At 63.1% G+C, this 22501-nt stretch carries 39 protein-coding genes and 1 other RNA gene; 21 read left to right on the forward strand and 19 right to left on the reverse strand.

Annotated elements, in window-relative coordinates; translation table 11 throughout:
• Position 1: 1 nt before the first annotated feature.
• From R2J75_RS06175 to R2J75_RS06260, 18 genes are all read right to left on the reverse strand, one after another.
• The gene (locus tag R2J75_RS06175; protein ID WP_316411275.1) at positions 2 to 805 is read right to left on the reverse strand and encodes a hypothetical protein; all 804 of its coding nucleotides are present in this window, start codon (positions 803 to 805) and stop codon (positions 2 to 4) included.
• The gene (locus R2J75_RS06180; RefSeq protein ID WP_316411277.1) at positions 802 to 1245 is read right to left on the reverse strand and encodes an HNH endonuclease signature motif containing protein; all 444 of its coding nucleotides are present in this window, start codon (positions 1243 to 1245) and stop codon (positions 802 to 804) included. The genes R2J75_RS06175 and R2J75_RS06180 overlap by 4 nt, the downstream gene beginning before the upstream one ends.
• A complete protein-coding gene (locus tag R2J75_RS06185; RefSeq protein ID WP_316411278.1) occupies positions 1238 to 1927 on the reverse strand; it encodes a hypothetical protein in 690 nt (229 codons plus the stop codon). The genes R2J75_RS06180 and R2J75_RS06185 overlap by 8 nt, the downstream gene beginning before the upstream one ends.
• A complete protein-coding gene (locus R2J75_RS06190; RefSeq protein ID WP_316411279.1) occupies positions 1920 to 2195 on the reverse strand; it encodes a hypothetical protein in 276 nt (91 codons plus the stop codon). The genes R2J75_RS06185 and R2J75_RS06190 overlap by 8 nt, the downstream gene beginning before the upstream one ends.
• A complete protein-coding gene (locus R2J75_RS06195; RefSeq protein ID WP_316411281.1) occupies positions 2192 to 2338 on the reverse strand; it encodes a hypothetical protein in 147 nt (48 codons plus the stop codon). The genes R2J75_RS06190 and R2J75_RS06195 overlap by 4 nt, the downstream gene beginning before the upstream one ends.
• The gene (locus R2J75_RS06200) at positions 2335 to 2559 is read right to left on the reverse strand and encodes a hypothetical protein (protein ID WP_316411282.1); all 225 of its coding nucleotides are present in this window, start codon (positions 2557 to 2559) and stop codon (positions 2335 to 2337) included. Before R2J75_RS06200 ends, R2J75_RS06195 begins: the two co-directional genes overlap by 4 nt.
• On the reverse strand, positions 2556 to 2897 hold the full coding sequence (locus R2J75_RS06205; protein ID WP_316411283.1) for a hypothetical protein: 342 nt from the start codon (positions 2895 to 2897) through the stop codon (positions 2556 to 2558). Before R2J75_RS06205 ends, R2J75_RS06200 begins: the two co-directional genes overlap by 4 nt.
• A 2-nt stretch (positions 2898 to 2899) precedes the next feature.
• A complete protein-coding gene (locus R2J75_RS06210; RefSeq protein ID WP_316411284.1) occupies positions 2900 to 3484 on the reverse strand; it encodes a hypothetical protein in 585 nt (194 codons plus the stop codon).
• Between the two features lie 2 nt (positions 3485 to 3486).
• Complete coding sequence (locus tag R2J75_RS06215; RefSeq protein WP_316411285.1) at positions 3487 to 3690, reverse strand: hypothetical protein; 204 nt, start codon at positions 3688 to 3690, stop codon at positions 3487 to 3489.
• A gap of 326 nt (positions 3691 to 4016) precedes the next feature.
• Positions 4017 to 5216, reverse strand: a complete 1200-nt coding sequence (locus R2J75_RS06220; protein WP_316411286.1) for a hypothetical protein — start codon at positions 5214 to 5216, stop codon at positions 4017 to 4019.
• Positions 5216 to 5908 carry a lambda exonuclease family protein gene (locus R2J75_RS06225; RefSeq protein ID WP_316411287.1) on the reverse strand — a complete coding sequence of 231 codons (693 nt, stop codon included), beginning with the start codon at positions 5906 to 5908 and terminating at the stop codon, positions 5216 to 5218. Before R2J75_RS06225 ends, R2J75_RS06220 begins: the two co-directional genes overlap by 1 nt.
• Entirely contained in the window at positions 5905 to 6627 is a 723-nt protein-coding gene (locus R2J75_RS06230) for an ERF family protein (protein ID WP_316411288.1), read from the reverse strand. The genes R2J75_RS06225 and R2J75_RS06230 overlap by 4 nt, the downstream gene beginning before the upstream one ends.
• Positions 6628 to 6707: 80 nt before the next feature.
• Positions 6708 to 6950 carry a hypothetical protein gene (locus tag R2J75_RS06235; RefSeq protein WP_316411289.1) on the reverse strand — a complete coding sequence of 81 codons (243 nt, stop codon included), beginning with the start codon at positions 6948 to 6950 and terminating at the stop codon, positions 6708 to 6710.
• Positions 6950 to 7306, reverse strand: a complete 357-nt coding sequence (locus R2J75_RS06240) for a hypothetical protein (RefSeq protein ID WP_316411290.1) — start codon at positions 7304 to 7306, stop codon at positions 6950 to 6952. The genes R2J75_RS06235 and R2J75_RS06240 overlap by 1 nt, the downstream gene beginning before the upstream one ends.
• Positions 7307 to 7553: 247 nt before the next feature.
• Positions 7554 to 7899: a transfer-messenger RNA gene (gene ssrA / locus R2J75_RS06245) on the reverse strand.
• 250 nt (positions 7900 to 8149) lie between these two features.
• Positions 8150 to 8413 (reverse strand): hypothetical protein, encoded by a 264-nt coding sequence (locus R2J75_RS06250; RefSeq protein WP_316411291.1) that lies wholly within the window; start codon positions 8411 to 8413, stop codon positions 8150 to 8152.
• A 369-nt stretch (positions 8414 to 8782) separates the two neighbouring features.
• A complete protein-coding gene (locus tag R2J75_RS06255; RefSeq protein WP_316411292.1) occupies positions 8783 to 9241 on the reverse strand; it encodes an ImmA/IrrE family metallo-endopeptidase in 459 nt (152 codons plus the stop codon).
• A gap of 4 nt (positions 9242 to 9245) precedes the next feature.
• Complete coding sequence (locus tag R2J75_RS06260; RefSeq protein WP_316411293.1) at positions 9246 to 9878, reverse strand: hypothetical protein; 633 nt, start codon at positions 9876 to 9878, stop codon at positions 9246 to 9248.
• A gap of 173 nt (positions 9879 to 10051) precedes the next feature.
• Here R2J75_RS06260 and R2J75_RS06265 point away from each other — a divergent pair, with 173 nt between their 5' ends.
• The 8 genes from R2J75_RS06265 to R2J75_RS06300 all read left to right on the forward strand — a co-directional run bounded on the left by R2J75_RS06265 (position 10052) and on the right by R2J75_RS06300 (position 13433).
• Complete coding sequence (locus R2J75_RS06265) at positions 10052 to 10246, forward strand: hypothetical protein (protein ID WP_316411294.1); 195 nt, start codon at positions 10052 to 10054, stop codon at positions 10244 to 10246.
• Positions 10247 to 10810: 564 nt separating this feature from the next.
• Positions 10811 to 11197, forward strand: coding sequence for a hypothetical protein (locus R2J75_RS06270; protein ID WP_316411295.1), 387 nt, complete (start codon positions 10811 to 10813; stop codon positions 11195 to 11197).
• A 67-nt stretch (positions 11198 to 11264) separates the two neighbouring features.
• On the forward strand, positions 11265 to 11420 hold the full coding sequence (locus tag R2J75_RS06275; RefSeq protein ID WP_316411296.1) for a hypothetical protein: 156 nt from the start codon (positions 11265 to 11267) through the stop codon (positions 11418 to 11420).
• Between the two features lie 54 nt (positions 11421 to 11474).
• Positions 11475 to 11603, forward strand: coding sequence for a hypothetical protein (locus R2J75_RS06280; RefSeq protein WP_316411297.1), 129 nt, complete (start codon positions 11475 to 11477; stop codon positions 11601 to 11603).
• A gap of 348 nt (positions 11604 to 11951) precedes the next feature.
• Positions 11952 to 12749, forward strand: a complete 798-nt coding sequence (locus tag R2J75_RS06285) for a phage antirepressor KilAC domain-containing protein (protein ID WP_316411298.1) — start codon at positions 11952 to 11954, stop codon at positions 12747 to 12749.
• Positions 12746 to 12901, forward strand: coding sequence for a hypothetical protein (locus R2J75_RS06290; protein ID WP_316411299.1), 156 nt, complete (start codon positions 12746 to 12748; stop codon positions 12899 to 12901). The genes R2J75_RS06285 and R2J75_RS06290 overlap by 4 nt, the downstream gene beginning before the upstream one ends.
• Positions 12898 to 13077, forward strand: a complete 180-nt coding sequence (locus tag R2J75_RS06295; protein WP_316411300.1) for a hypothetical protein — start codon at positions 12898 to 12900, stop codon at positions 13075 to 13077. Before R2J75_RS06290 ends, R2J75_RS06295 begins: the two co-directional genes overlap by 4 nt.
• Complete coding sequence (locus R2J75_RS06300) at positions 13074 to 13433, forward strand: hypothetical protein (RefSeq protein WP_316411301.1); 360 nt, start codon at positions 13074 to 13076, stop codon at positions 13431 to 13433. The genes R2J75_RS06295 and R2J75_RS06300 overlap by 4 nt, the downstream gene beginning before the upstream one ends.
• A gap of 18 nt (positions 13434 to 13451) precedes the next feature.
• Here R2J75_RS06300 and R2J75_RS06305 read toward each other — a convergent pair whose 3' ends face one another.
• Positions 13452 to 13703 carry a hypothetical protein gene (locus tag R2J75_RS06305; protein WP_316411302.1) on the reverse strand — a complete coding sequence of 84 codons (252 nt, stop codon included), beginning with the start codon at positions 13701 to 13703 and terminating at the stop codon, positions 13452 to 13454.
• Positions 13704 to 13898: 195 nt separating this feature from the next.
• Here R2J75_RS06305 and R2J75_RS06310 point away from each other — a divergent pair, with 195 nt between their 5' ends.
• From R2J75_RS06310 to R2J75_RS06370, 13 genes are all read left to right on the forward strand, one after another.
• Positions 13899 to 14996: a ParB N-terminal domain-containing protein gene (locus R2J75_RS06310; protein ID WP_316411303.1), complete on the forward strand. Its 1098-nt coding sequence runs from the start codon at positions 13899 to 13901 to the stop codon at positions 14994 to 14996.
• Positions 14993 to 16612: a DEAD/DEAH box helicase gene (locus R2J75_RS06315; protein WP_316411304.1), complete on the forward strand. Its 1620-nt coding sequence runs from the start codon at positions 14993 to 14995 to the stop codon at positions 16610 to 16612. Before R2J75_RS06310 ends, R2J75_RS06315 begins: the two co-directional genes overlap by 4 nt.
• Positions 16609 to 17559 (forward strand): DUF7146 domain-containing protein, encoded by a 951-nt coding sequence (locus tag R2J75_RS06320; protein ID WP_316411305.1) that lies wholly within the window; start codon positions 16609 to 16611, stop codon positions 17557 to 17559. Before R2J75_RS06315 ends, R2J75_RS06320 begins: the two co-directional genes overlap by 4 nt.
• Before the next feature lie 74 nt (positions 17560 to 17633).
• Positions 17634 to 17795, forward strand: a complete 162-nt coding sequence (locus R2J75_RS06325; RefSeq protein WP_316411306.1) for a hypothetical protein — start codon at positions 17634 to 17636, stop codon at positions 17793 to 17795.
• Between the two features lie 80 nt (positions 17796 to 17875).
• Positions 17876 to 18178, forward strand: coding sequence for a hypothetical protein (locus R2J75_RS06330; RefSeq protein ID WP_316411307.1), 303 nt, complete (start codon positions 17876 to 17878; stop codon positions 18176 to 18178).
• Between the two features lie 159 nt (positions 18179 to 18337).
• Positions 18338 to 18541 (forward strand): hypothetical protein, encoded by a 204-nt coding sequence (locus R2J75_RS06335; RefSeq protein WP_316411308.1) that lies wholly within the window; start codon positions 18338 to 18340, stop codon positions 18539 to 18541.
• A complete protein-coding gene (locus R2J75_RS06340; protein WP_316411309.1) occupies positions 18535 to 18999 on the forward strand; it encodes a hypothetical protein in 465 nt (154 codons plus the stop codon). Before R2J75_RS06335 ends, R2J75_RS06340 begins: the two co-directional genes overlap by 7 nt.
• Positions 18996 to 19415, forward strand: coding sequence for a hypothetical protein (locus R2J75_RS06345; RefSeq protein ID WP_316411310.1), 420 nt, complete (start codon positions 18996 to 18998; stop codon positions 19413 to 19415). The genes R2J75_RS06340 and R2J75_RS06345 overlap by 4 nt, the downstream gene beginning before the upstream one ends.
• Positions 19412 to 19861 (forward strand): hypothetical protein, encoded by a 450-nt coding sequence (locus tag R2J75_RS06350; protein ID WP_316411311.1) that lies wholly within the window; start codon positions 19412 to 19414, stop codon positions 19859 to 19861. Before R2J75_RS06345 ends, R2J75_RS06350 begins: the two co-directional genes overlap by 4 nt.
• On the forward strand, positions 19858 to 20148 hold the full coding sequence (locus R2J75_RS06355) for a hypothetical protein (protein WP_316411312.1): 291 nt from the start codon (positions 19858 to 19860) through the stop codon (positions 20146 to 20148). The genes R2J75_RS06350 and R2J75_RS06355 overlap by 4 nt, the downstream gene beginning before the upstream one ends.
• Entirely contained in the window at positions 20141 to 20656 is a 516-nt protein-coding gene (locus tag R2J75_RS06360; RefSeq protein ID WP_316411313.1) for a terminase small subunit, read from the forward strand. Before R2J75_RS06355 ends, R2J75_RS06360 begins: the two co-directional genes overlap by 8 nt.
• On the forward strand, positions 20653 to 21999 hold the full coding sequence (locus tag R2J75_RS06365) for a phage terminase large subunit (protein ID WP_316411314.1): 1347 nt from the start codon (positions 20653 to 20655) through the stop codon (positions 21997 to 21999). The genes R2J75_RS06360 and R2J75_RS06365 overlap by 4 nt, the downstream gene beginning before the upstream one ends.
• Position 22000: 1 nt before the next feature.
• Complete coding sequence (locus tag R2J75_RS06370) at positions 22001 to 22333, forward strand: Mor transcription activator family protein (protein WP_316411315.1); 333 nt, start codon at positions 22001 to 22003, stop codon at positions 22331 to 22333.
• Positions 22334 to 22501 lie beyond the last annotated feature (168 nt).

Raw genomic sequence — 22501 nt, forward strand, 5'->3', positions numbered from 1 at the left:
GTCAGTTCTCCTTCGGCATGAAGGGCGCGGCGGCTTCCATGGCCAGGAACGCCCCGCAGGTGCAGGAGGTGTGCTCGGGATCATCCGCTTCGTATTCGCACGGCTGGACGTGTCCCACGAACGGCTCCAGCATCCGAATCACCCGCACGGCGTCGGCGCGGCCTTCCTCGCGGGCCTTGTCCAGGGCATTCTTCCAATCGTCGTTCAGTGGGGAGCAGCGAACCCGTCTGTCCTCATCCAGCCAAGCGCTCAGCCCACAATTACAAGCCGAGGAACCGTCTGTATTGACGGCGCAGGCGTCCTTGTGACTGACGAACTGCCGCACATCAACCAGCAATCGTGCCAAATTGGAGGTGCGCAGAGTTTCGGCCTGGAGGTTCTTCTGTCCGAGCAGCAACGCCTTGTTTAGGCGATTCTCGCGGTCCATGGTCCCGATGAGGCGGGCGCGGAGGCGGGTGGCGTAGTTGCGGAGGATGTCGTAATTCACGTCATCGCCTTCGGCGGGGACGTCCTTCGGCACCTCCTCCACCACGCCCTCATGGGCCTCGTGGCGGGCTTCCAGTTCGTGGATTTGCTCGATGTAGGTCTGCGCGGCTTCGGTCACCTCGGCCAGTTCCACCCGCAGCGCGGCGGCGGCGTCCCAGCCCTGGCGGCCCCAGGCTTCCACATCCGGCAGGTGCGCCCACCTGGAGCCATCCGGTCCGATGATCCTGTCCGGCATCGGCGGCTCCCCCTCGCGGGCGGCGTCGATTCGGCTCAGGCGCTCTTTCATTTCCTTGATGGCGTTGATGATGGGGTCGCTCATTCGGAACTCCTGTTCTTTGCCCTGGATTTCCTGACGTAGTGCTTCCGGTATTCCTTGTCCTGAATCGAGGCGCATACCTTGCACACGCGCCGGTAATCGCCACGGCGGAAGCAATACCTCACGTTCTCGGGTGTCTGTGGATGCCCATGGAGGCAGAACGGCTTGGGAAGGTTGACCGGAGCCCGCTGCATGTTCTCCTTGCGGGTCACGGGTTCAAGATGAGAGGGGTTGCAGCATGCCCGGTTTCTGCACAGGTGGTCGAGTTCCTTCCCCTCTGGCACAGGCCCGACCCAGTTCACGTAGGCGAATCGATGGGACAGGACCAGCTTCCCCTCATCCCAAAACTGGCCATAGCCTCTTACTTTTGAGCCTTGCCACTCCCAGCATCCCGTGTCTGGATTCACCATCACTTTGGCCTGGAATCGGACGACCTTATCCACGGCTGATCCCAAGTTCGGCCTCGATGAGCGCTAGGCGCTCAGTCAGTTCCCGCACCCGGGCCTGGGCGGCGTCGCGCTCGGCGCGGAGCTGCCGATTCTCGGCCACGATGGTCCCCTTGCGGTCCTGAAGCTGCTCCGTCAGGCGGGCGTATTCGGACATGAAGTCCCGGTTGGGCTCCTGGAGGAGCTTCCCGGAGCGCCACTTGTAGAGGATCACCCCGATGGGCTGCCAGGATGCGGGGATCCGCCCCACGGCATCGGCGTCCCTCCCCTCTGACCGGTTGATGGCGCGGCAATGGGCGTCGAACACTTCCTGGATGCGGTTCATGGCTTCCACGGCGGCGCCCTCGGCCCCTGTGCGCCCCTCCTGGAAGGCGGCGTCGCGCTCGGCCTCGGTCTTCTCGGCGCGGGCCTGGGCCTTCACGATCCACTTGTTGGCCTCGATCAAGTCCTTGGCCAAATTGTCCGCTCTCGCTTCGTATTGTTCGGCGCAGGCTTCCGCCTTGCGCTCGCCCATGACGAGGTGATCGATGGTGACGTGGCCCTCAAGCCAGGGGATTACCGTTTCGGGGGTGATGACCGGATCGGGCTTGGCGGTGCGCCGGATCTCGGTCGCCAGGGCGTTGATGAAGTCCGCGATGACGCGAGTAGCATGGGGTTCCGATTCGATGCGGTCAGCCATTGACCACGCTCCTTTCTCGGATGTGCTGGGGGGAGGCTTCGATTGCCCTGGACATGTGCAGGCAGGCCGTGCGTTCCAGCGGGGTCCCGCCGGTCTGGCTGATCGACTTGGAGACGCGGTCCTCCTCAGCGATCAGGACGGCTTTTTGGAGCAGGACCAGGCGAATGAGCTGGTCGCGGGTGGCGGAGAAAATATCCCGGACCATGGCGGCCTCGAAATCGGCGGGGCACCAGACGCGGCGCAGGAATCCTGTTTTGCGGGTGCTCATCGCTGGGCCTTCCTGGCGTTCCATTCGGCCTGGGCAGAGTTGAGCTTGGCGTCGCTGTAGATGTTGGCGGCGAGGATCAGGGCGCACATCACAACGAGGAGGGCGCCCGCCCAGAAAAGGTCATGCCGGTGCGGGTCTCTCATGCGGGGATCCCCTCGTCATCCTGGAAGGGCAGCGCAGAAGAGAGCGCGTCCTTAGCCTCCTGGCGCGTGCGGTAGGGTCCGGTGGCGTCCATGCCGCCCCTGGGCCTCCAGCCGGCGGGGTAGCCCCACCATTCGGGAGGTCCGCCCTGGGCCATGAAAAACTCGCCCACCTTGGCGCCGTCGCTGCGGACGCTGCCGCCGGGGTAATCAGTCCAGATCATGCAACCCTCTTCATGGTTCCGCTCTGGAGGAGCCAGAGCGTGGTGTGGTAAGCGGAGAGATAGAAAATCCGGTCCCGCTCTGCCCTCGGGAGCAGGGGCCCGCCTTCGGGCCTCCCGTCCACGCGGTGGTGGCACATCGGGCACAGGAACGCCGGAACGTCATGGGCCTTGTGCCCTGCGCCTTTCCCGTCCTCCAGGTTGTTGGAGTGGCAGGCGACGATCTGGTTGGGCATGTAGGCGCCGCACTCAGGGTTCTGGCACGTATCGCACTCCCTGGCCGCGTCGAGGATCCGGGGGTTCCTGTACGTGACCCTCTTGGGGTAGGGGAGGCCGGCCATGGTCAGGCCGCCGGATTCAGGGCTTCGACTTCTTCCCAGTCGAAGATCTGGCCGTGGGTTCCGCAACCGGAGCGAACGTGCCCCTGGCTGGGGATGAAGACCGTGTAGCGCCCGTCCTCGGAGATCTTGATGATTTCTCCGTCCAGGGTGTCCTTGTCGTGGCTCCACTTCTTCACCTTGACCTGGGCTCCCACGGCCAGCTTGGGCTTCACGTCGTTGTCGCGGATCCAGGCGAGGACGGCCTTGCCGTGGACTTCGTGGGAGGAGACCCCGTCCAGGAGTTCGACCAGGCTGGAATTGGCGTCCCAGAAGTGGCGATCCTCCAGCGTCTTGGCCATCTCGTAGCCATCCGAGAAGTCATCAAGGACGTCCAGGAGCTGCTCGCGGATCTCCTCCTGCTCCTCCTCGTCCTTCTCCTCGTTGAACCACTCCAGGACGTCCTCCATGCACTCCTCCACCACGAGGCGCTTGATGTCCTCGTTGTCGCGGTCGGGGCGAGGCTTGCCCTTGAAGTAGCCGGGAGGAAACGGGTCCTCCTTCTTGGGGATAGCTTGGGTGTAGTCCTCGGGATCGAAGAGATGGTCCATGCCTACCGCCCCTTCCTGGCCAGCTTCGCGGCCTTCCTGCGCTCGTGGCGGTTCAGCGCGTGGACGGTGGGCTTGTCCAGCTCGACGCGGGAGATCACCTCCTCGCCGGGGCGCAGGGCCGCGTCCATCATCTGATCGATCTCGGCCTGGCTCTTGCCCTGGAAGATCCGCTGGGCGATCTGGCCTTCGTACATCGTGGTCTGCATGGTGCTCCTTGTGGTTGGTTGGGGGTGAGGTGGATCCACTCAACCCAAGCGCGCGGGGGGACGCGCTTGGCCTCAGAGGATCGGTGCCGGAGGTCAGGACGGCGCCCTCACCGGTTCATCCACCTTGAAGCGCGGATCGAAGACCCCGAGGGACGTAGAAGCGACCCTCTGTGTGAACCCCGGCTCGCTGGTGGGATCAGCGCCCCCGCCGGGGATGCCCTCCTGGTGCGCCCGCACATCGTTGTGCCAGGGCTGGCCGGCGTGTCCCGAGATCTGAGACCACAGCATGACCAGGATTAGGAGGGTGATGGAGAGAAGGATGAGCATCAGTAGTGAATCTGGACGTGGGGGATCAACCCCTTGGCGATGGCGGTGAGGACGGCTTTGGCCATCCCTTCCAGGCCGTGGGCGTTGGGATCGGCGCCACGGATGGCGGTCACGATCTCGGCCAGGGCCTCCTGGTTGAACTTCCGGCGGTGCTCCTGGTCCCGCTCGCGGGCCTCCTGGTCCGCCTTGGCCTTGCGCTCGGCCTCAGCCTGGCGCTGGCGCTCGGCCTCCACGGCGGCCTGAGCCTTGGCCTCAGCCTCGGCCTTGGCCTTCTCGGCGGCGGCTTCGGCATCCTTCCGGGCCTGCTCGGCGCGGGCGGCGGCCTCCTGGGCCTCGCGGGCCTTGCGCTCGGCTTCGTCCTTCTCGCGCTGGGCCTTGGCCTCGGCTTCACGGCGGGCCTGTTCAGCGGCCTCGCGGACCCGGTGCTCCTCGGCCTCCTTGCGGTCCCGCTCCTCCTTCTCCTGGCGCAGACGGGCCAGCTCGGCAGCGTCGGCATCGGCCTGGACCCTGGCGGCCAGCATCGACTCCACCTCCTGGATGGCCGTTTCCTGGGCCTGGGTGGCTTCCTGGGCGAAGTCCGGCGCTTGGGTGAGGTCCAGGGCCTTGAGCCCGGCCAGGGTCTCCCTGAGCAGTTCCTGGGGGGCACCCTGGACCTGCATGGGGGTGACCTGGATGTTGGAGATGAACGTGCGCTGGCGCTCCTGGTCGGTCTCCCAGCGCGTGACAGGGCTGCGGGTCTCGTCCTGGAGGTTCTGGAGGAATGCCTTGTAGCCGGCCTTGTTCTTGTCCACGGCGGTCGGAAGGGCCTTGAGCTTGCGGTTCAGGGCCACGCCGGTTTCCTCGACGTGGTTCTTGACCTTGCCCACCTTGAAGGCCAGGGACTTGATGGCCTCCCGCCCCTTGGGGGTGCTGGCGTCCAGCATGGCGGCAGCCTTGCGGACGTGCTCGGCCAGGGTGTTGAGCATGGGCGTCAACGCCCCTTCGGTGGTGAAGATCTCCTGGACCTTCTCCTCCTCGATCTTCACGAGGTCCATGGGCTCGATGGTGCCTTCCAGGGGCTCGGACTCGGGCAGGGCAGGGGCGGCGGCACCGTCCAGGGGGATACCGCGGCGCAGGGTGTCGGCCTCGTCCAGCGCGAGGGGCCGCGCCTGGGCGGGCACGAGGGGCACGACAGGCTTGGGGGTGGCACGGATGACCATCAGGCGGCGCTCCCTTCCTGGGGCTCTTCCTGGCCCAGCTTGCGGAGCTTGGCGACGAGGATGTCAACCTCGTCAAGGAACACGTCAACTTCCCGTTCGATCCTCTGGATCTCCTGCTCGTCGCGGGGAAGAGGGACGATGAAAAGCTGGATGTTCTCCGGAAGGCGGGGGTCGAAACTGGCGAAGTCGTTGACCTCGGCCCCGGTGCAGGCAAGCTCCCAATACATCTGGGGCCTGTAGTCGCTGGGAACCACACCGGCCTCGATGTAGCCGATGTGGGTGGCGGTCTTGGGGCACTTGAACTGCACAATGCGCTTGGGGGAGGATTTCCCATCCCAATCCACCAAGCCATCAGGGGAGGCGGCGCAGCGGTCGGACTTGGGATGAATGGTCATGCCCACCACGTCCACCAGGACGCCCTCGGCAGCCGCGTAGGCGGCGCGGGCATAAGGCTCCTGCTCGTTGCCCCACTGCATGTCCTTGGAGTAGAACGTGTCCTCCTGGGGGACCCCGGTGAGGATCTCGCAGGCCAACTGCATCTTGTAGTCCCTGCGACAGGCCGGCTCGGCTCCGTTCTTCCCCTTGGCGAGGATGTCGCTGATCCGGCTGGCGGTGACGCGCCCGGCGCGGGCCTTCTTCCACTCGTCGGAGCCCTGCTCCACGTTGATGATGCGCTCGATGAAGGGCTTCACTTCTGGCCTCCCTTCTGGGTGGGCTGGGGCCGCAGCTCCTTGAGTCGGGCATCCTTGGCGGCGTTGATGGCGTCCATGGCGGCACGGTCGCCGTGCTTCTGGGCGGTGGCATAGGCGGCGTTGACGATGGCGGCCAGGGCCTTGGTGTCGGGAGCGGCCTTGATCTTGGCGACCTCGGCATCCAGGTCCAGTTCCTTCTCGCTGGCCTCGGGGCGCGGCGTGGGGGGCCGACCATCGTTGTCCTGGTCCTTGACGGCCATGCCGGTGATGGCCAGGAGGGTGTAGCGCTCCAGGTAGGTCACGGTGGAGCCCACCTGCTGGATGACGTTCTTGTTGCCGCTGTCATCAGCGGGCCCGTCCATGGTCACGGTCTCGCTGTGCCCCATCTCGTGCTGGAGGTAGCAGGTGACGTGGACGCGCGGCCCCTTCTGCTCGACGTTCCAGCGGAAGGAGAGCCCGTGGGGGGAGAGCGCCTGGCCGATCTGGGCCGCGACCTCATCCAGGGTCGCGTGGCGGTAGTGGGTGCGGATCCCGGTCTTGCCGGTGAAGTCCACCTCCTTGTTCTTGCGGAGGGTGGGCGGGTTGGCCTTGAACGCGGCCAAGGCCTTGTTGAAGGCCTTGCGGGCCTCGTCGGCTTCCCAGTCGCGCTTCATCTGCATGAGGCGTTCCAGGCGGTCAAGGTCGGCGCCCTGGCTCATGGCCAGTTGGAGTAGGCCCATGGGCGTCGGCTCCATGGAGACGGTGTTCGGCACCCTGGACGGGAGGGTCTGGAGGGCAGACGTACCCTCGGTTTCGGGGATCACTGGATGACTCCTTTCAGGTGGGTGGACTGGGGTCGGAGGATGGCTGCGAGGGCGGGATCCATCTGGCCGCGCGGGGCGGCGTTGATGATCCGGTCGCGGGTGGTCTGCCGGAGCTGCGCCACGCGGGCGCGGTGGAGGTATTCGTCCAGGAGCAGCGGATCAGGGTTGGCCTTGCTCTTCTCCAGGAAATACGCCGCCATGTGGGCCTGGATCTCGGGGGTGGGGACCGGGGCGCACATCAGGCCACGTCCTCAAGCGCCTGCCTCACCTTCTCGGCCAGGTCGCGCTTCGCGTTCTCGACCATGCCCATGATGAACGGGTGCTCCAGGGCCTCGGCCTCCTCCATGGTCCAGACCTCGCCGGGGACCTCATAGAGGGGGACCTTGCAGAACCCGTAGAAGACCCCGCGCCTCGCGGAGACCTGGAGCTTGAAGGACCTGGGGCGACTCTGGAAGTGGTAGCTGTCCAGGACCAAGAACCCGATCTCGACGGACTTCACGCTGCGGGCCTCACCTGGATCGGGCTGGGGCTGCGCGGGGACGGAGGAGGGGGAGGAGGGATCCTGCGGAACGGGATGATCGTGGACATGAGACACACGTCCTCCATGGCGCCGTTGGGCGCTGGTTAAGGACCCCGGCCAGGGGTCGAAGATGGGATTGGGATTGGGGAATGAAGGTGCCGGTCTTTCCCGGCTGCCAGCTTTCCAAGCAGGGCTCCCAGTCAAGGGAGACTCAAGCCCGATGCCGAATCAACGGCAGTGCGGGGACTGGTAGCAGGCCAGGGAGTTGAACCCTGCGAGCTGGGCTTATGAGACCCTGCTGCACGTCCGGTGCGCCTGCGTCTGGTGGACGTGGCGGGAGTCGAACCCGCGTCCAAGAAGAGAGAAACAATCGCGATTCACAGGCTTTTCATGCAAGGGTGACTTTCGCCACCTCCACCACCCGGCCTGGTGTTCTCCGGGGCCGGGTCCGGTCTGCCTGGGTCATCCCCAGAGCATGTTGGGTATCAGGCCGCCGCCGGGAGGGCGACGGGGGCCCACTCCTGTTCGGAATGGGGGGTGAAGAAGCTGCGGACGAAGGTGAAGACGTTCTTGGCAGTTTTCTTTTGATCGGCTTGATGAGCGGGCCAACCGATCAACCCGCGCCTGCGCTCATGTGTTCCATCAACCTGTCGAAACCATTCACGCCCGTGTTGTCGAAGATCTGAAGCTGGCCCCCAGCCGCGATCCCCCAGGCCCTTGGTGCGCGGGGGATCTTGTCGGCTACTTCATGAGGCCTCCGGGTTGGGGTTGATCCGTGATGGATCGGTGGTGCGATACCCTAATGTCGCACAAGATGCGATACTCGTCAAGGGCGAATATCGCAAAAGATGCGAAAATCTCTCAGGCAAAAAGAAAGCCCTGCGTTTGCAGGGCTTTGTGGATTGAGAAAGGTTTCGTTTAGACCTGGCGTTTGAAAAATGCCAGGACGCAGTCTGTCCTCATCGGCCCGCTCAAGAGCCCGCCTGAGCCGCTGGAGAACGGTATCGCAGCCACCATCTCCCAGCCATCGTTGCCCAACCCGTCCAGGACTTCTGAACTCTCTTCGGAGATCCCGCTCAAGATGTCCTTCCTGGTGAAGGCAAGAACTTTATCTTTGATTTTTAGAGCCACAGCTTGGTGCTCGTACTTGGGCATTTTGTCTCTCCCTTTAGTGGTGTCCATTCCTTTTCTCCATCTCTTCAACAGTTTCTCTCATGGCCATGAGATAAACATCGGCCTCCTCCTGAACGCCTTTGGGGTTCATTCTGATCGCAAGTTCGGCATGCCGGTATTTGGTGAATACGTCTGAGTCTCCGATCCCCCAAGCCTTCTGGTGGCGGAGTCTTTGTTGGACTTCAATGCATAGCCCACTCAGGTAAGACCTGCATCCTGGTGGCCAATATTTTAACCCGCTCGCGATTTCTGTTTGAGAATGTGACATTTCAAACGGAACAAGACTCACAGATCTTGCAAGGTCATGGACACAATAAAAATGCCAAAAACACGCCAGCATCAGAATCAGCAAAAGAGTAGATGAAGCTATAATCCTTTTCATGCCACCTCCTGGGCGAGTGCAGATAGTCGATATTTGGCTATACTGGCCGCTAGGTCGCGTGCTGGGCAATCTTCAAAAGGTATATCCTCATAATGAGCTGATAGCGCACCAATAAATGCATCAATAGATGCGTTCTGGTACATACAGATTCTTTGAATAGGGATTAAGGCCTGCGCTGCCCATCGGCTAGCCTGAACCTCTTCCTTCCGGTATGAAAGAGACCCTTTGGCACCAGAGTGCTGAAAGGCATGGCCGAGCTCATGGGCGAGGGCCCAAATCCTCATAAGCGGGGATACACCATTGGGGATGACGATTACCCTCACCCCCATGATATTTGGGTAGTACAGCCCAAAGGGCACGTCGGCAAAACCGACCCCAATCCGATTTTCTTCTGCTAGGCCAAGCATGGTATGAAAATCTGGGTAAGAGTTGCCAAACCAATCCGGGTTTTGCATCCGCCTATTGTGACAGCACTGCCCTCGCCGCCGCCATCGCAACTCGATAGGCATGGAGCTTTTGCTCGTCAGTCAACTGTCCTACGACATCTTGCCCCATGGCGCCTTCCAATGCCTCACATGCGAGCGCCAGTTCGTCCTTCACTACTGGCTGGGCAGGGGCTGGGTTATATACATCCCAAGGGTTGATGTGGTATCGCTTGGCGATTTTTTCCACCACTGCCCTTTCTGGCTTGCGGTCAAGATTATAGCGCCACCCGGTAAGAAGGCTGTAAGTCGTCCCGAGGCCAAATTCTTTTGCGAGGTCCTCGTAGGTGACTACTCCGCTGGAGACCTCTGCATCGATGAGGCCTAGGACAAAAAGCCGTTGCGGCCAAATATCATCGGGCCTTTGTTTCCGAGGTCTGCTCATCCCCAAATGGTGATGCCTTGTTGCATCCATTGCAATTTCGCAACAAGTGCGAGATTCACTCTTGCGAATATCGCAGTCTGTGCGATAATTGGAGGCATGAGATTCAACCTCCCGAATGGGGCGTCTGCTTGGTCCCTCGCTGATTCCTGTGGTGTCCACGTTGCCACCATTCACCGGGCGCTTGCCGGAGGCCCCTGCTCGGCTGACTTGGCCGTCCTGATCCATTACGCCTCCGGGGGTGCGGTGCCCTGCTGGGTGCTGAAGCCGAAACTTTGGAGGCCCGGCCAGATTCCCCCGATCCCTGACCGTTTCGATCATGGTTCCACTGAAAAGGCTTCGGCATGAGCCTCGTCTGCCCGGCAGAGCCCGGGCCTTTCCACAACCACAAAGGAGAAGAAATGACCCTGACGCCGGGAGACATCGAGGCCATCCGACAGATCGTCCAGGAGCAGGTTGAGAGGGTCCCTGGCTTGATCTGGTATTTCCCTATTCCGACCGGAGAACTGCGTGAACGGAAGTCCGAATCGCTCGCAGACGTGTGCGGAATTCGTCTGAATCCATCGCCAGACCAGGATTCTGAATCGAGCAAATGATGACGAAATTCTGCTCGATGAGCATCCGGCCTTGGGCGAGCGAATCCGATCCGTTCTTTTCGATTGCGGACAGCAGCTCGACCATCTCGTGGCCAAAGTTCCGCATGGGAGGCATTGCGGGGAAGTCCATTCTGCACCTCGGATTGGTTCCCCCCATTCTCTCACCTGCCCTCCCCGGGGAAGCGGTCGAAATCGATCACCTGTCCCATGGTCGGGCGTCCGAAACGCCGGATGGCCTGGAGATGCCCGTAGATCCGCTGAGCCTCGTCCTGCCACTGCGGGGTTGGGGCCATGAGTGCGGCGGATCCCAGCCGGATGAGCTCCGGAATGAAGGGCGTCCCTGGCTGGGTGAGTGTCCCGCCCCGTTTGACCGTCTCCCCCTCCCCGACCCGCCGGTAGGTGCGGGTCGCGTCTGAATTCTCACCCAAAAAGGAATGCCTCATGGGCGAAATTATCGATCCCGGGACCCCCACTCCGCAGCGCGATTCACATGAAAGCGCGCTGCTTGAGGGCATCAAAATCAAGATCCGTCAGGAGTTAGACGATGCTCCGTGGAAATGGGAGGTGTCCGCGCTTGAGCTGTGCGTGGACGTGAGCCTCCTGTCCCACTGGACTTCCAGGAGCAAGCCGGTGTGCATGCCCCTCCATCGCCTCGTGCGCTGGACCAAGGTCATGGGGCCCGGTCTCCTGCGATGGATCGCCCGCAAGTGCGGGTTCGAGTTGGTGGAGCTAGCGCCCAACGGGAACGTCCCGGATCCTTCGTCCCTGGTGGCCATCTTCTCGCGCAAGGCGGGAGCTGCGGTGGGCCAGACCATTGAGGATATCGCGAGCGGCGGGACCTGGGACCCCGAGGAGCGCCGCGCCGACCTTCGCACGTGGCTCCAGGTCCAGTCCATCGTGGACGGGATCGTGAACGGGATCCAGGACAGCCTGAAGGAGCACGCCGTATGAAGACCCTCCTGATCGCCTGCCTCCTGAGCCTCGCGTCTGGCGCTGCCCTGGCCTACTCGGTGCTGCCATGACCCCCTACGCCGCCCGCATCCTCATGGCCGTGCTCGCCCTGGCATGGGTGGCTCTCATCGCCCTGGCCGTCTACGGAGACCAGATGGCCGGCTACATCCGTCACCGTCGCCAGCGCCGCGCGTGGCGTCTCTCCAAGCGGATCCCCCGCTAAGAACAATCCCTAGCCCACGGATCAGACCGTGGGCCAAACACCATGGAGGTTTGTATGAAAGCCAGCGTAATCAGCGCCACCGTTGCCGGCGCCGCCCTCAGAAGACCGGGTTTCTGGGCCCGGTTGTGGCTCATCTTCTCATTCCCGTTCCGCTACGTCCTGACCGGGGAAATCCGCCTGTAGGTCAAGGGAGAAGCCCTTTGATTCTCGTCTGGAGGAACGTAATGACCCGCCCACACCTGGAGCACACAGCGACGGCGACAGGGACCGACATGGTGGGGATTAGCCCGCTATTGCCTTGCTCCACAAGGGGTATGGACGCTGGTTCATCGACCACGTCCCAGTGCGTGTTCGCACACCCAGGGCAGGGCCCTGCGTGGGCTACGACGTGCTCCTGGATGCGCTGGATTTTCTCCTGGCTCATGGGCATGGCCGCCTCCTGTTTGGTTGGTTGGGCCAAGGCTACCAGGAATCCCCTCTCCAAGAACAACAACGCCCCACTGGAATGGGGCGGTCACTGAAAGGAATTGCATGGACATCCAGAGTATCAATACCTTCAGTTTCGGCGTCAACCCCATCCGTGTGATCGTGCGGGAAGGTGACCCCTGGTTCGTGGCCTCCGACGTGTGTGCGGTGCTGGATCACGGCAACCCGAGGCAGGTCATCTCCCGCCTGGACGAGGATGAAAAGGGTGTCCACATTATGGACACCCTTGGCGGTCGTCAGCAGATGGCCATCATCAGCGAATCGGGCCTCTACTCCCTGGTGCTGACCAGCCGGAAGCCCGAAGCCAGGACCTTCAAGAAGTGGGTCACCTCGGACGTTCTCCCCACCATCAGGCGCACCGGGGCCTATTCCATCCAGGGCGGCTTCCAGGTCCCCCAGACGCTCCCGGAGGCCCTGCGGCTGGCGGCGGACCTGGAGGAGAAGCGCTACGCGCTGGCGTGCAAGGTCGAGTCCCAAGCCGAAGAAATCCAGGTTTTGGAGCCGAAAGCTGCGGCGGCTGATGCCATCACCCGCGCGGATGACAGCCTCTCCATGTCCGAGGCCGCCAAGACCTTGGGGATCGGGCGGCAGCGCCTCTTCGACAAGATGCGGGCCTGGGGGTGGATCATCCCGGGCAGCGGCGACCCTACGCCCTACCAGGTCCAGATCGACCGGGGGAACGTCACCGTCCGGGTGATCCACTACGAGGACCAGCATGGCCGGGACAGGATCTACCCCAAGATCCTCATCACCGGCAAGGGCCTGATCGCGCTCCACAAGAAGCTGGCCCAGGAGCGCGGCGCGTTCATGATCAGGCCTCAGCATCAGCGGGAGGCCTCGTGAGGGCCCCCCTGATCACCGTCTCAATCTGGATCCCCATCTCCCTCCTCATCCAGATCAACCGCGATGCCCGCGACAGGGGCATGTCCCGCGATGCCTGGATCAAGGCGGCGCTTGAGGCGCAGTTCGAGGCGCCCGTGGAGGCTGCGTCATGAGGCACGATGCCAAGGCCTGCCGTGGACGGGCCACCTCGGAGCAAATCCGCGTCAGCCTGGGTCTCCTCACGCCCCAGGAACGCAAGGCCATGGAAGAGGCCGAGCGCAAGCGGCAGATGGCCCAGGCCAAGGAAGCCGCGAAAGGGGCGCCGCTACTTCTGGAGGGGCTGGAATGACCTGGACCCTCACCATCCAGCGGGCCACGCCCAGCCAGAACGAGTTCGCGTTCTCGCACTGGCGGGAAGGGCACCGCTCCAAGAAACTCTGGGCGGGCCTCATCCGGGGCGCCAAGGGCTTCCTGTCCATCCCCCGCGCCTCCGGGAAACGACGCCTCACCGTCGAACGCCACGGCCACAAGGCCCTGGACATCCCCAACCTCATCGGGGGCGCCAAGGGCATCGTGGACAACCTCGTCCAGCTCCGCTTGCTCGTGGACGATACCCCCGAATTGCTCGAAATCACCGGCCTTAATGTCGCCCTCAAGCGGGGCGAGAAACCCTACACCGTCCTGATTCTGGAGGATTGCCAATGAAGATCGAATGTTCTCTTTTCAGACTCGAAATTGATTTCGTATTTCGTCCCAATCAGAAACAGGACAGATTTCGGAAAATGTTTCTTGGAGCGGTTGCAGAAGCGATTCAATCTGCCCTTCAAAATTATCCATTTGTGCCTTCGCAACCCTCTCCTGCGAGGCCGGATCAAGGCACTTCCTCATCTCCGAAACCTGATGTTCAAGGATGAGGATTTTTACCATGGAACCCACGAGAACCTTTACCAAGGCTTCTAGCTGCGCCTCTCCCATTGGGAAACTCCTTTGCTGGTTTGACCGACATGGTAGTCAAATCAGGAGAACAGCCCAAGCTATTTCCAGGGTATCCCGGCGCCTCCTGCTCAACCTAGGAATCCTGCGCGTCAAGCCCTGGGATGACCCCCGCCGGTCCCCGGAGGATCGTCAGGCCTGGCGCGATGCCGAGCCCAAGTCCATGCGGAGGTCGGCATGAGCGTCTGCCAGATCCTCCTCAAGCACATCCGCCTGGACGGTGGCACCCAGGCCCGCGCCGCCGTGGACAGGGCTGCGATCGAGGAATACGCCGCCCTCTGGAAAGACGGGGCTCGTTTCCCGCCCATCGTGGTCTTCCAGGACCAGGACATCTACTGGCTGGCCGATGGGTTCCACCGCCACGCCGCCGCCGACAAGGCGGGGCTGAAGAAGATCCCCGCCGAGGTCAGGGTGGGGACCCTGCGGGATGCCCGGCTCTACGCCATCGGCGCGAATACCGCCCACGGCGTCAGGCGCACCAACGCGGACAAGCGGCTGGCCGTTTCCATGCTCCTGGATGACCCCGAGTGGTCGAAGTGGAGCAACCGGCAGATCTCGGAGATCACTGGGGTAAGTCATCATTTCGTCAACAACATGAGAAACGAGAGGGTGGCAACCGTTGCCACACAGTCGTTCGGTTCCCAGCCCCCTGATGCCCCCGAGCACCCCCCTGTTCCGGCGCCCGAGCCGACCCCCGCGCCTGCCCCTGGCCAGGCTCAGGAACCCGCTCAACCTGCCCCCGCCCCTGAGCCGCCCGATGAAGAAGACTGCCCCCCGGTGGACATGACCGCTCGGCCCGCGCCGGCTCCGCCCCCCGCCGACGAACGCCCCCGCGTGGCCCAGCTCGAACGGCTGCTCCAGGAGAGGGACGCTGAGATCAAGGACCTCCGGGAGCACCTGGGCGAGACCGCCGACATGCTGGCCGAGGCCCAGAAGGAAATCGAGCGGTGCCACGGGATCCTCAATGCCGACGATCGGATGGCAGCATGCGAGGCCAGCACAAGGACGAACTCCGAGCTGGCCCGGGTGATCCAGGTCCGCAACAACGGGCTGATGGTCGAGAACGCCCAGGTGATCGGCTTCGTGAAGTTCTGGCGCCGCAACTTCGACAGCCTCATGGCCCGGGTCCGGAAGGCCCTTGAGACCAAGGAGGGCGATGACCTGCGTGCCGCGATCCAGGACGCGCTATCCCGTGACGCCCGGAAGATCGAGGCCAAGAAGAAAGCCACGACTGAGGAAGAGGAATACAACCTGCTCTTCGGGGAGGCCTCGTGAGCCTCTTCCAAGGCACGTTCCCAGAGTTGCGGGAATTCCAGGTTTCCGCCCACGAGGAGATCCGGCAGGCCGTGCGCGATGGCCACCGGATGATTCTCCTGATGGCCCCCACAGGGTCGGGCAAGACCATCCTGGGGTTCAACGTGGTCCGGGAGACCAACGGCAAGGGCAACCGGGCCGGTTTCGTCTGCGACCGCCGCGTGCTCATCTCTCAGACCTCCAACGCCGCCAGGGACGTCGGGCTGGGGAACCACGGCATCATCCAGGCCAACAATCCGCTCCTGGACCTTTCCAGGCCCTTCCAGATCATGTCCTGCCAGACCCTCCGGAGGCGCGGCTGGCCCACGGACCTGGACGTGGTGATCGTGGACGAGGCCCACACCCTTTATGCCACGTGGGTTGACGAGCTTTCGGTGCCACCGAAGGCATGTCCGCGCTGCGGGAGGTCGGTTGTGACGGACCCAGGGCGGCCCAATTTCCCGCGCTGCGAGGACCGCACGGGTTGCCGCTGGAAAATGCCGATCGTCATTGGCCTGAGCGCAACGCCGTTCACCAAGGGGCTCGGGACGGTCTTCACCAAGCTCATCAACGCGGCGACCATGGACCATCTCGTCCAGAAGGGCATTCTTGTCCCGCTCCGGATCTTCTCCTGCCGCCGTCCGAACATGGAAGGGGCGGAGGTCGGGAGCGACGGGGAGTGGACCGAACGGGCCCAGGAGAAGGCCGAAATGGTCCTGGTGGGAGACGTCATCACCGAATGGGCTAGGCTCGCCCAGGGCAAGAAGACCATCGCCTTCGGACCAACCATCCTCTACTGCGAGGAGTTGGCCAAGAAATTCAACGAGGCCGGGATCCCTGCCGGCGTGGTCTGCGCCGACACCCCCGACGATCTTCGACAGAAGCGGTTCGATGACTTCCACTGGGGTAGGCTCACAGTCCTCATCAGCGTGGATGCCCTGGCCAAAGGGTTCGACCAGCGGGACGTGGAAGTGGTCTGCGACTGCCGGCCTCTCCGGAAATCCCTGTCCACGGCTATCCAGATGTGGGGACGCGGCCTGCGGGCATCCATAGAGACAGGGAAGACCGAATGCCGCCTCCTCGACTTCTCGGGCAACATCATCCGGTTCGCGGACGATTTCAGCCGGATCTACTACGAGGGCCTGGACAAGCTCGATGACGGCGAGCGGCTGGATCGCGAGGTCCGGGAGGACAAGGGCAAGGAACCCGCTACCTGCCCCAAGTGCGGCTATACCCCCATGGGCGGGAAGAAGTGTGTCGGATGCGGGTATGAGATCCCCAAGCCGGTGCTCCACGAACACCTCCCTGGGGAGATGAAGGAAATCCGGCTCCAGGGCAAAAATGGGGCGGTCCTGGCCCCCGACGAGGCTCACATGTGGGCGCAGCTCTGCACCTACGCCAAGAGCCACGGGAAGGACAACAAGTGGGCCTTTGGCCATTTCATCGGGATCGTTGGGCACAAGCCGCCCCTGAATTTCCGCTTTGAGACGGCCCCCTTGATCCAGCCCACGCCCACAACCATGTCCAAGCTTCACAGCATGCGGATTGCCTACGCCAAGGCCAAGGCCAAGGGCGAGAAGTTGCAGGCCGCGTCATGAGCGCCCTCCCCAAAACCCGTGAGGCAGCCCAGGGCCACTGGATGCACATCCTGACGCATTTCGGGGTGTCCGATCGATTCCTTGTGGACAAACATGGGCCATGCCCGATGTGCGGTGGGAAGGACCGGTACCGCTGGGACAACAAGGATGGGAGCGGGTCCTACTTCTGCTCATCCTGTGGTTCAGGGGATGGGTTCGCCCTTCTGGCCGCATACCGCCAGTGGGACATCTCCCGTGCTCTGGCCGAGGTCGAAAAGCTTATCGGCTGGGGGCCGCTGCGCCAGGACGTTGTCCGGCAGGAACGCACCGACGAACAGAAGCGGGACGCCCTCCGGAGGGTCTGGAGGGGCGGGAAATACGTCACGCCGGATACACCTGCCGGGATCTACCTCGCCTCCCGCTGCGGGGACCTGGCGGGGCTCACGGAAGACCTGCGGGCCCACCCAGGGATCCAGCACAGCGCGGAGGACAGGACCGTCTACCCGGCCCTCCTGGCGCTGATGCGCTACCCCAACGGCAAGACGGCCTCGATCCACCGGACCTACCTCACCGAAGGCGGCAAAAAGGCCCCGGTTGAACCCGTCCGCAAGATCATGCCGGGGTTCCCACTGGAGGGGAGCTCCGTTCGGCTGGGACCCGTGGCCGAGAGGATGGGCATTGCCGAGGGCATCGAGACCGCGATCAGCGCCGGCCACATGGACGGGTTGACCGTCTGGGCTGGTATCAGCGCCAACGGATTGGCCTCGTGGGTCCCCCCTGAAGGCGCACGGTCCATCGTGGTCTACGGGGACAACGACCCCAACTACACGGGGCAGAGCGCGGCCTACGCCCTGGCGAGGAGGCTCTGCCTCCAGCTGCACCTGGACGTGGAGGTGAGGATCCCCCCCGATGCTGCGACGGATTGGAACGACGTGTGGGCGCAACAGGCGCTCGGGAGGGTGGGATGACCCGGAAAGGTCGTAAGCCAACCTGGAAGATCCTGGACCGGGGAGACGTCCCAGACCCCACTCTGGAATTCGCCATGCTGACCTGCCTCGGGTGCGGCGCTGAGGCCGAGCTGCCCGTGGTGGGCCTGGCAATCGCCCAGATCCATCAGGGACTCGTCTTCGACATCGGGCCTCATGCGGTGCCCAAGCGGATCCAATGCCGCCGCTGCCGGCGTTTCTACGAGACGGGGGAGTGATGTACGGGAAGCACTTTTCCTCCATGTACGGAGGGTCCATGTATGGCTCTGGGCCTGTGGTCTTCGCCGTCTGGGGCTACGTGATCGCTAACACTGTGGACTCCAGGGTGGAGCTGAACCCGCGGCCCTTGGCCGGGATCATCGGGACTACCCCCGAGGAGATCGAGAAGGCCATCGAATTCCTCTGCCGTCCCGACCCTGAAAGCCGGAATACCGAGCGCGAAGGCCGCCGGCTGGTCCAGGAAGGCCGCTTCCAGTATTTCGTGGTCAGCCACGCCATCTACAGGTCCATGCGGGACGAGGAGGAGCGCAGGGCCTACAACGCGAGGAAGCAGCGCGAGCACCGGGAGAAGAAGAAAAACGCCCCCGAATGTCAAACATAACAGTCAAACGTGGTCAAGCGTAGTCAGCACATACAGAAGCAGAAACAGAAACAGAACTGTACGTCATCACCGAAACGTTAAAGAACCCATCCATGAGGAACCTGTACGATGGTAGGAACAACGGATAGCCCCCTGAGCCGGGAAGACCTGGAGCCCGGAATGGAAATCCGGGGCCGGAACCCCAGGACCGGGACCTGCGGCGTGCGGCGGATCGTCACCCTGGCCGGGAACCGAATCAAATACCGCTGCGTCTCGTTCGATCAGGGCGACATCCGGGCCACCCGGCAGCGGCTCTACACCACCTCCGTGGACGATTTCCTCGCCTGGGCGATCCGGGACGTGACCGAGGAGCCGGCATGCTGACCCTCGCCACCGTCAACCTCCACGGAACGGACGTCCTGATCCTGAAGGACGAGGGCCCCATCTCTGGGACGATCGAGTTCATCCCCGTCATCGCCCCCGACGCCCCCTGGACCCCCGAGGCCTACACCGCGGCCAGGGGCATCGCCGACGTCTGGAAGGCCTCCAGGATGACCCCCCCGGCTCCCCAGAAAATCACCGGAGGCCAGATCGAGGCCCACGCGTTCCCCCAGACCCCCTTCGAGATGCTCTACCAACCCGGCACGCCGGGCTCCAGCCGGTCCCAGGTGGCGCCGTTCACCCCGGCCCCCCATCCCTGCACCCCCCGCACCCCGTTAAGGGCCAGGATCGCTGAGATCATGTTTCAACCTCTACACCGGGGATGGTGGGTCTTTGCGGCCATCCTGTACGTTGCCTCCCACGCCCTCCTCGTGTTCGCTGCCATCGGGGGGCGGCCATGAGCCAAGCCATGAAGCCCCGGACCTGGGTCCTCGACGGCGAAAAAGCAACCGCGTCCCTCTGGCAATTCCTCAAGGCCAACGCCAAGGCAATGGCCCTGGAAGGGAAACCCCTGACCTGCACGGTCGCCCCCTACAGGAGCAAGCGCAGCATCCAGGCCAACGCCTACTACTGGGGTGTCACCCTCAAGCAGATCTCAGAGCAAGCCTGGGTCGAGAACCGCCAGTTCACCCCCGAGGTCTGGCATGAGTATTTCAAAGACACCTTCGCCCCCCGCATGGACAAGCCCTTCGGCGGATCCTTCGCCCTGGGGACCCACGACATGAGCGTCGAGGAGTTCCACGCCTTCACCTGCGAGGTGGAAAGGTTCGCGGCCCAGCACCTGGGCGTCGTTTTCATTGAGGAGAGAATCGCATGACCGTGATCGCATGGGACGGAAAGACTCTGGCCGTTGACCGGATGGGGACGAACGGGGATAAAAAATTCCCCGCCAAAAAATGCCGTAAGACCCAGAACGGTGATATAATTGCATGGTCAGGAACCCTTGAGGTGGGGATCACGCTCGCGGACTGGTGGGAGGCCGGACGCGACCCGAAGACCTGGCCCGAAGCCCAAAAGGGCGAGGACTGGACTCGGCTGGTCATCCTCATGGGCGGGCAGGTCTACACCATGGAGCAGCTTCCCGTCCTCCAGCCGGTAGAGTCTCCATTCCACGCCTGGGGATCCGGTTCTGAGTTCGCAATGGGTGCCATGGCCATGGGAGCCGACGCCCGCAAGGCAGTAGAGATCGCCTCCCAACTCTGCCCCTCCTGCGGGTTCGGCGTGGATGCCTACGACGTGGAAATCCAGGAGGACGTGGCATGAGGTCCATCGAACGTAGGCTCCGGAAGCTGGAAGAACGGCTCCTGGTCAAACCCGGGAAGATCCCCATTGCCGAATGCAAGCGGATCTCACAGGCCTACCATGTCCCCCTGGTCATCACGTTCACCTGCGACGGCAAGGACGGGTTCCAGGTCGTGACCTACGGGTCATCAAAACGATGGGGAGGGATAGCAAAGACCCTAGCTCCGGTTATCGGGAGGTTCATCGAAGCCTACCTAGGAGGTGATGTGGAGGTGATCGTCCAAGAGCACGAGGTTAGCGGTGACTGATAAGCCCAACCCAAAGCGAGACCGGTTCTGCGAGGAATACCTTGTGGACCTAAACGGAACACAGGCAGCGATTAGGGCCGGATACTCGCCGACTTCCGCCAAGACAACCGCCTCTCGGTTGCTTGCGGATGTTGACGTTCGGGCGAAAATTGATGACCTCCGCAAAGAGCAAGCCAAAAGAACAGGCATTACAGCAGATAGGGTAATAAGCGAGTTGGCAAAGATCGGATTTGCCGACACCACAAAGGCCGTCAGGATCAGGCGCGGCAAGGTCGAGGTGACCGACACGGACGATCTGGACGAGGGGACCAGGGCCGCAATTTCTGAGATTCGGCAGACCAAGACCCAGCACGGGGGCACCCTGGCCGTGAAGTTTCACGACAAACGGGCGGCCCTGCACGACCTCGGGGAGCACCTGGGCATCTTCGCCCCCGAGGACGAGACACGGGACCTCCCGATGCCGGCCACGGTGGTTGTCCAGGTCGTGGACGGGAGAAAGCCCGCATGAGGACGGTCGGGTCCCTCGCCCTCCAAGACATGCCGGATCAGCCGGCGCCTACCCTCAATATCCCACAGGCCCAATTCCTCGCCATGCCCCACAAGTACCGGGCCTTCGTCGCGGGGTTCGGGTCGGGGAAGACCTGGGTCGGGTGTGGAGGATCCGCCCAGCACCACTACGAGCACCCTGGAGTCCATTCGGGGTACTTCGCCCCCTCATACCCCCAGATCAGGGATATTTTCTATCCCACGGTGGAGGAAGCCCTGTTTGATTGGGGCCTCCGGACGCGCGTCAAAGTGGGCGACCACGAGGTAGAAGTCTGGCGAGGGCGGTCCTTCCTCGGGATGATCATGTGCCGTTCGATGGATGACCCAGCCAGCATCATCGGGTTCAAGATCGGGCACGCCCTCGTGGATGAGATGGACGTGATGCCCATGGTCAAGGCCCAGCAGGCCTGGCGCAAGATTATCGCCCGCATGCGCTATCGGAGGGACGGGCTGAAAAATGGAATCGACCTCACCACGACGCCCGAGGGGTTCAAATTCGTCTACCAGCAATTCCACCAGCAGGTTCAAAAGAGGCCCGAGCTGGGGAAGATCTACGGCATGGTCCAGGCCTCCACCTACGACAACGAGATCTACCTGCCGGACGATTACATCCCGTCCCTCCTGGCCTCCTACCCTGAGAACCTGATCGACGCCTACATCAAGGGCCTGTTCGTCAACCTTCAGACCGGGAACGTCTACAAGGCGTTCAACCGACACCTGAACCGGTGCGATGACGCCCCCATGGACGGGGAGCCGGTGCACATCGGCATGGACTTCAACGTCGGGAAGATGGCCTCCATCGCCCACGTGGTCAGGCAGGACCTCCCTCGGGCCGTGGACGAGATCATTGGGGCCGATGACACCCCGGACATGATCCGGCAGATCAAGGAGCGTTTCTGGCGCGTCCAGGGCGGCCAGGTCCTCAAGACCCGCACCATTTCCATCTACCCCGACGCCTCCGGGGCCTCCCGCAAGAGCGTCAACGCCTCAACCAGCGATCTGGACCTACTCCGGCAGGCAGGGTTCCAGGTCTACGCCAATGCCGCCAACCCCGCCGTCAAGGATCGGGTCAACGCCATGAACGCCATGTTTTGCAATTCCGCTGGCGAGCGTCGTTACCTGGTGAATCCTGAACGCTGCCCCACCTACGTCGATTGCCTAGAACAGCAGGCATGGGGCACGAACGGCGAACCCGACAAGACAACGGGCCATGACCATCCCGTGGATGCCGGCGGCTACTACATCGTCTACCGGTTCCCCGTGGTCAAGCCCATCGCCAAAACCGTCAAGGTCATTGGGGTATAGCATGGGCGCCTGCCGCGAGCTGCAAGACGAATCTCTACCCGGAACCGTCGAAATCCTGATCGACGCCGTGGCCGACATCCTGATCAGCCTGGGTGCGTCCCCGGCAGGTGCCAGGGCGCTGGCCAGGCACCACGTGGACCAGATCCTCCGGCGGATCGGCGGGGGGAAGGTCTACCTCCCCAGGGGGATCGACTACACCCCTGACGCCAGGGCGGCCAGGAACGAGGCCATCAAGAGCATGGCCAGGCAGGGTGTCGCCAAGGCGGCAGTCGGTCGCGCGTTCCGGCTCAGCCGGTCCCAGATCGACCGGATTCTGAGGGCTAGGCGGGGGTGAACGGGCTAGGGACGCCCAAAAAACCTTGTGGCTACTGGCATTTGCACGAATGCGCATCGTAGGGCCCAACATGCGACACCCCCCGCCTGATTCTGGATCGGCGGGGAGGACACACCCACCTAGTGCAAGGGCCTGCGCCCATTCGTCCCGAGCCTCCACCGCCCCCCA

It is taken from the genome of Mesoterricola sediminis (genome assembly GCF_030295425.1).
Taxonomy (GTDB): Bacteria; Acidobacteriota; Holophagae; order Holophagales; family Holophagaceae; genus Mesoterricola; species Mesoterricola sediminis.

What these genes read in the sequence shown, in the direction of transcription:
- R2J75_RS06175 (WP_316411275.1), bottom strand. Translation starts at nt 805, where the DNA reads ATGAGCGACCCCATCATCAACGCCATCAAGGAAATGAAAGAGCGCCTG.
- R2J75_RS06185 (WP_316411278.1), bottom strand. Translation starts at nt 1,927, where the DNA reads ATGGCTGACCGCATCGAATCGGAACCCCATGCTACTCGCGTCATCGCG.
- R2J75_RS06190 (WP_316411279.1), bottom strand. Translation starts at nt 2,195, where the DNA reads ATGAGCACCCGCAAAACAGGATTCCTGCGCCGCGTCTGGTGCCCCGCC.
- R2J75_RS06195 (WP_316411281.1), bottom strand. Translation starts at nt 2,338, where the DNA reads ATGAGAGACCCGCACCGGCATGACCTTTTCTGGGCGGGCGCCCTCCTC.
- R2J75_RS06200 (WP_316411282.1), bottom strand. Translation starts at nt 2,559, where the DNA reads ATGATCTGGACTGATTACCCCGGCGGCAGCGTCCGCAGCGACGGCGCC.
- R2J75_RS06205 (WP_316411283.1), bottom strand. Translation starts at nt 2,897, where the DNA reads ATGGCCGGCCTCCCCTACCCCAAGAGGGTCACGTACAGGAACCCCCGG.
- R2J75_RS06210 (WP_316411284.1), bottom strand. Translation starts at nt 3,484, where the DNA reads ATGGACCATCTCTTCGATCCCGAGGACTACACCCAAGCTATCCCCAAG.
- R2J75_RS06215 (WP_316411285.1), bottom strand. Translation starts at nt 3,690, where the DNA reads ATGCAGACCACGATGTACGAAGGCCAGATCGCCCAGCGGATCTTCCAG.
- R2J75_RS06220 (WP_316411286.1), bottom strand. Translation starts at nt 5,216, where the DNA reads ATGGTCATCCGTGCCACCCCCAAGCCTGTCGTGCCCCTCGTGCCCGCC.
- R2J75_RS06230 (WP_316411288.1), bottom strand. Translation starts at nt 6,627, where the DNA reads ATGGGCCTACTCCAACTGGCCATGAGCCAGGGCGCCGACCTTGACCGC.
- R2J75_RS06235 (WP_316411289.1), bottom strand. Translation starts at nt 6,950, where the DNA reads ATGTGCGCCCCGGTCCCCACCCCCGAGATCCAGGCCCACATGGCGGCG.
- R2J75_RS06250 (WP_316411291.1), bottom strand. Translation starts at nt 8,413, where the DNA reads ATGGACACCACTAAAGGGAGAGACAAAATGCCCAAGTACGAGCACCAA.
- R2J75_RS06255 (WP_316411292.1), bottom strand. Translation starts at nt 9,241, where the DNA reads ATGCAAAACCCGGATTGGTTTGGCAACTCTTACCCAGATTTTCATACC.
- R2J75_RS06260 (WP_316411293.1), bottom strand. Translation starts at nt 9,878, where the DNA reads ATGGATCAGGACGGCCAAGTCAGCCGAGCAGGGGCCTCCGGCAAGCGC.
- R2J75_RS06265 (WP_316411294.1), top strand. Translation starts at nt 10,052, where the DNA reads ATGACCCTGACGCCGGGAGACATCGAGGCCATCCGACAGATCGTCCAG.
- R2J75_RS06275 (WP_316411296.1), top strand. Translation starts at nt 11,265, where the DNA reads ATGACCCCCTACGCCGCCCGCATCCTCATGGCCGTGCTCGCCCTGGCA.
- R2J75_RS06280 (WP_316411297.1), top strand. Translation starts at nt 11,475, where the DNA reads ATGAAAGCCAGCGTAATCAGCGCCACCGTTGCCGGCGCCGCCCTCAGA.
- R2J75_RS06285 (WP_316411298.1), top strand. Translation starts at nt 11,952, where the DNA reads ATGGACATCCAGAGTATCAATACCTTCAGTTTCGGCGTCAACCCCATC.
- R2J75_RS06295 (WP_316411300.1), top strand. Translation starts at nt 12,898, where the DNA reads ATGAGGCACGATGCCAAGGCCTGCCGTGGACGGGCCACCTCGGAGCAA.
- R2J75_RS06300 (WP_316411301.1), top strand. Translation starts at nt 13,074, where the DNA reads ATGACCTGGACCCTCACCATCCAGCGGGCCACGCCCAGCCAGAACGAG.
- R2J75_RS06305 (WP_316411302.1), bottom strand. Translation starts at nt 13,703, where the DNA reads ATGGGAGAGGCGCAGCTAGAAGCCTTGGTAAAGGTTCTCGTGGGTTCC.
- R2J75_RS06310 (WP_316411303.1), top strand. Translation starts at nt 13,899, where the DNA reads ATGAGCGTCTGCCAGATCCTCCTCAAGCACATCCGCCTGGACGGTGGC.
- R2J75_RS06320 (WP_316411305.1), top strand. Translation starts at nt 16,609, where the DNA reads ATGAGCGCCCTCCCCAAAACCCGTGAGGCAGCCCAGGGCCACTGGATG.
- R2J75_RS06325 (WP_316411306.1), top strand. Translation starts at nt 17,634, where the DNA reads ATGCTGACCTGCCTCGGGTGCGGCGCTGAGGCCGAGCTGCCCGTGGTG.
- R2J75_RS06335 (WP_316411308.1), top strand. Translation starts at nt 18,338, where the DNA reads ATGGAAATCCGGGGCCGGAACCCCAGGACCGGGACCTGCGGCGTGCGG.
- R2J75_RS06340 (WP_316411309.1), top strand. Translation starts at nt 18,535, where the DNA reads ATGCTGACCCTCGCCACCGTCAACCTCCACGGAACGGACGTCCTGATC.
- R2J75_RS06345 (WP_316411310.1), top strand. Translation starts at nt 18,996, where the DNA reads ATGAGCCAAGCCATGAAGCCCCGGACCTGGGTCCTCGACGGCGAAAAA.
- R2J75_RS06350 (WP_316411311.1), top strand. Translation starts at nt 19,412, where the DNA reads ATGACCGTGATCGCATGGGACGGAAAGACTCTGGCCGTTGACCGGATG.
- R2J75_RS06355 (WP_316411312.1), top strand. Translation starts at nt 19,858, where the DNA reads ATGAGGTCCATCGAACGTAGGCTCCGGAAGCTGGAAGAACGGCTCCTG.
- R2J75_RS06365 (WP_316411314.1), top strand. Translation starts at nt 20,653, where the DNA reads ATGAGGACGGTCGGGTCCCTCGCCCTCCAAGACATGCCGGATCAGCCG.
- R2J75_RS06370 (WP_316411315.1), top strand. Translation starts at nt 22,001, where the DNA reads ATGGGCGCCTGCCGCGAGCTGCAAGACGAATCTCTACCCGGAACCGTC.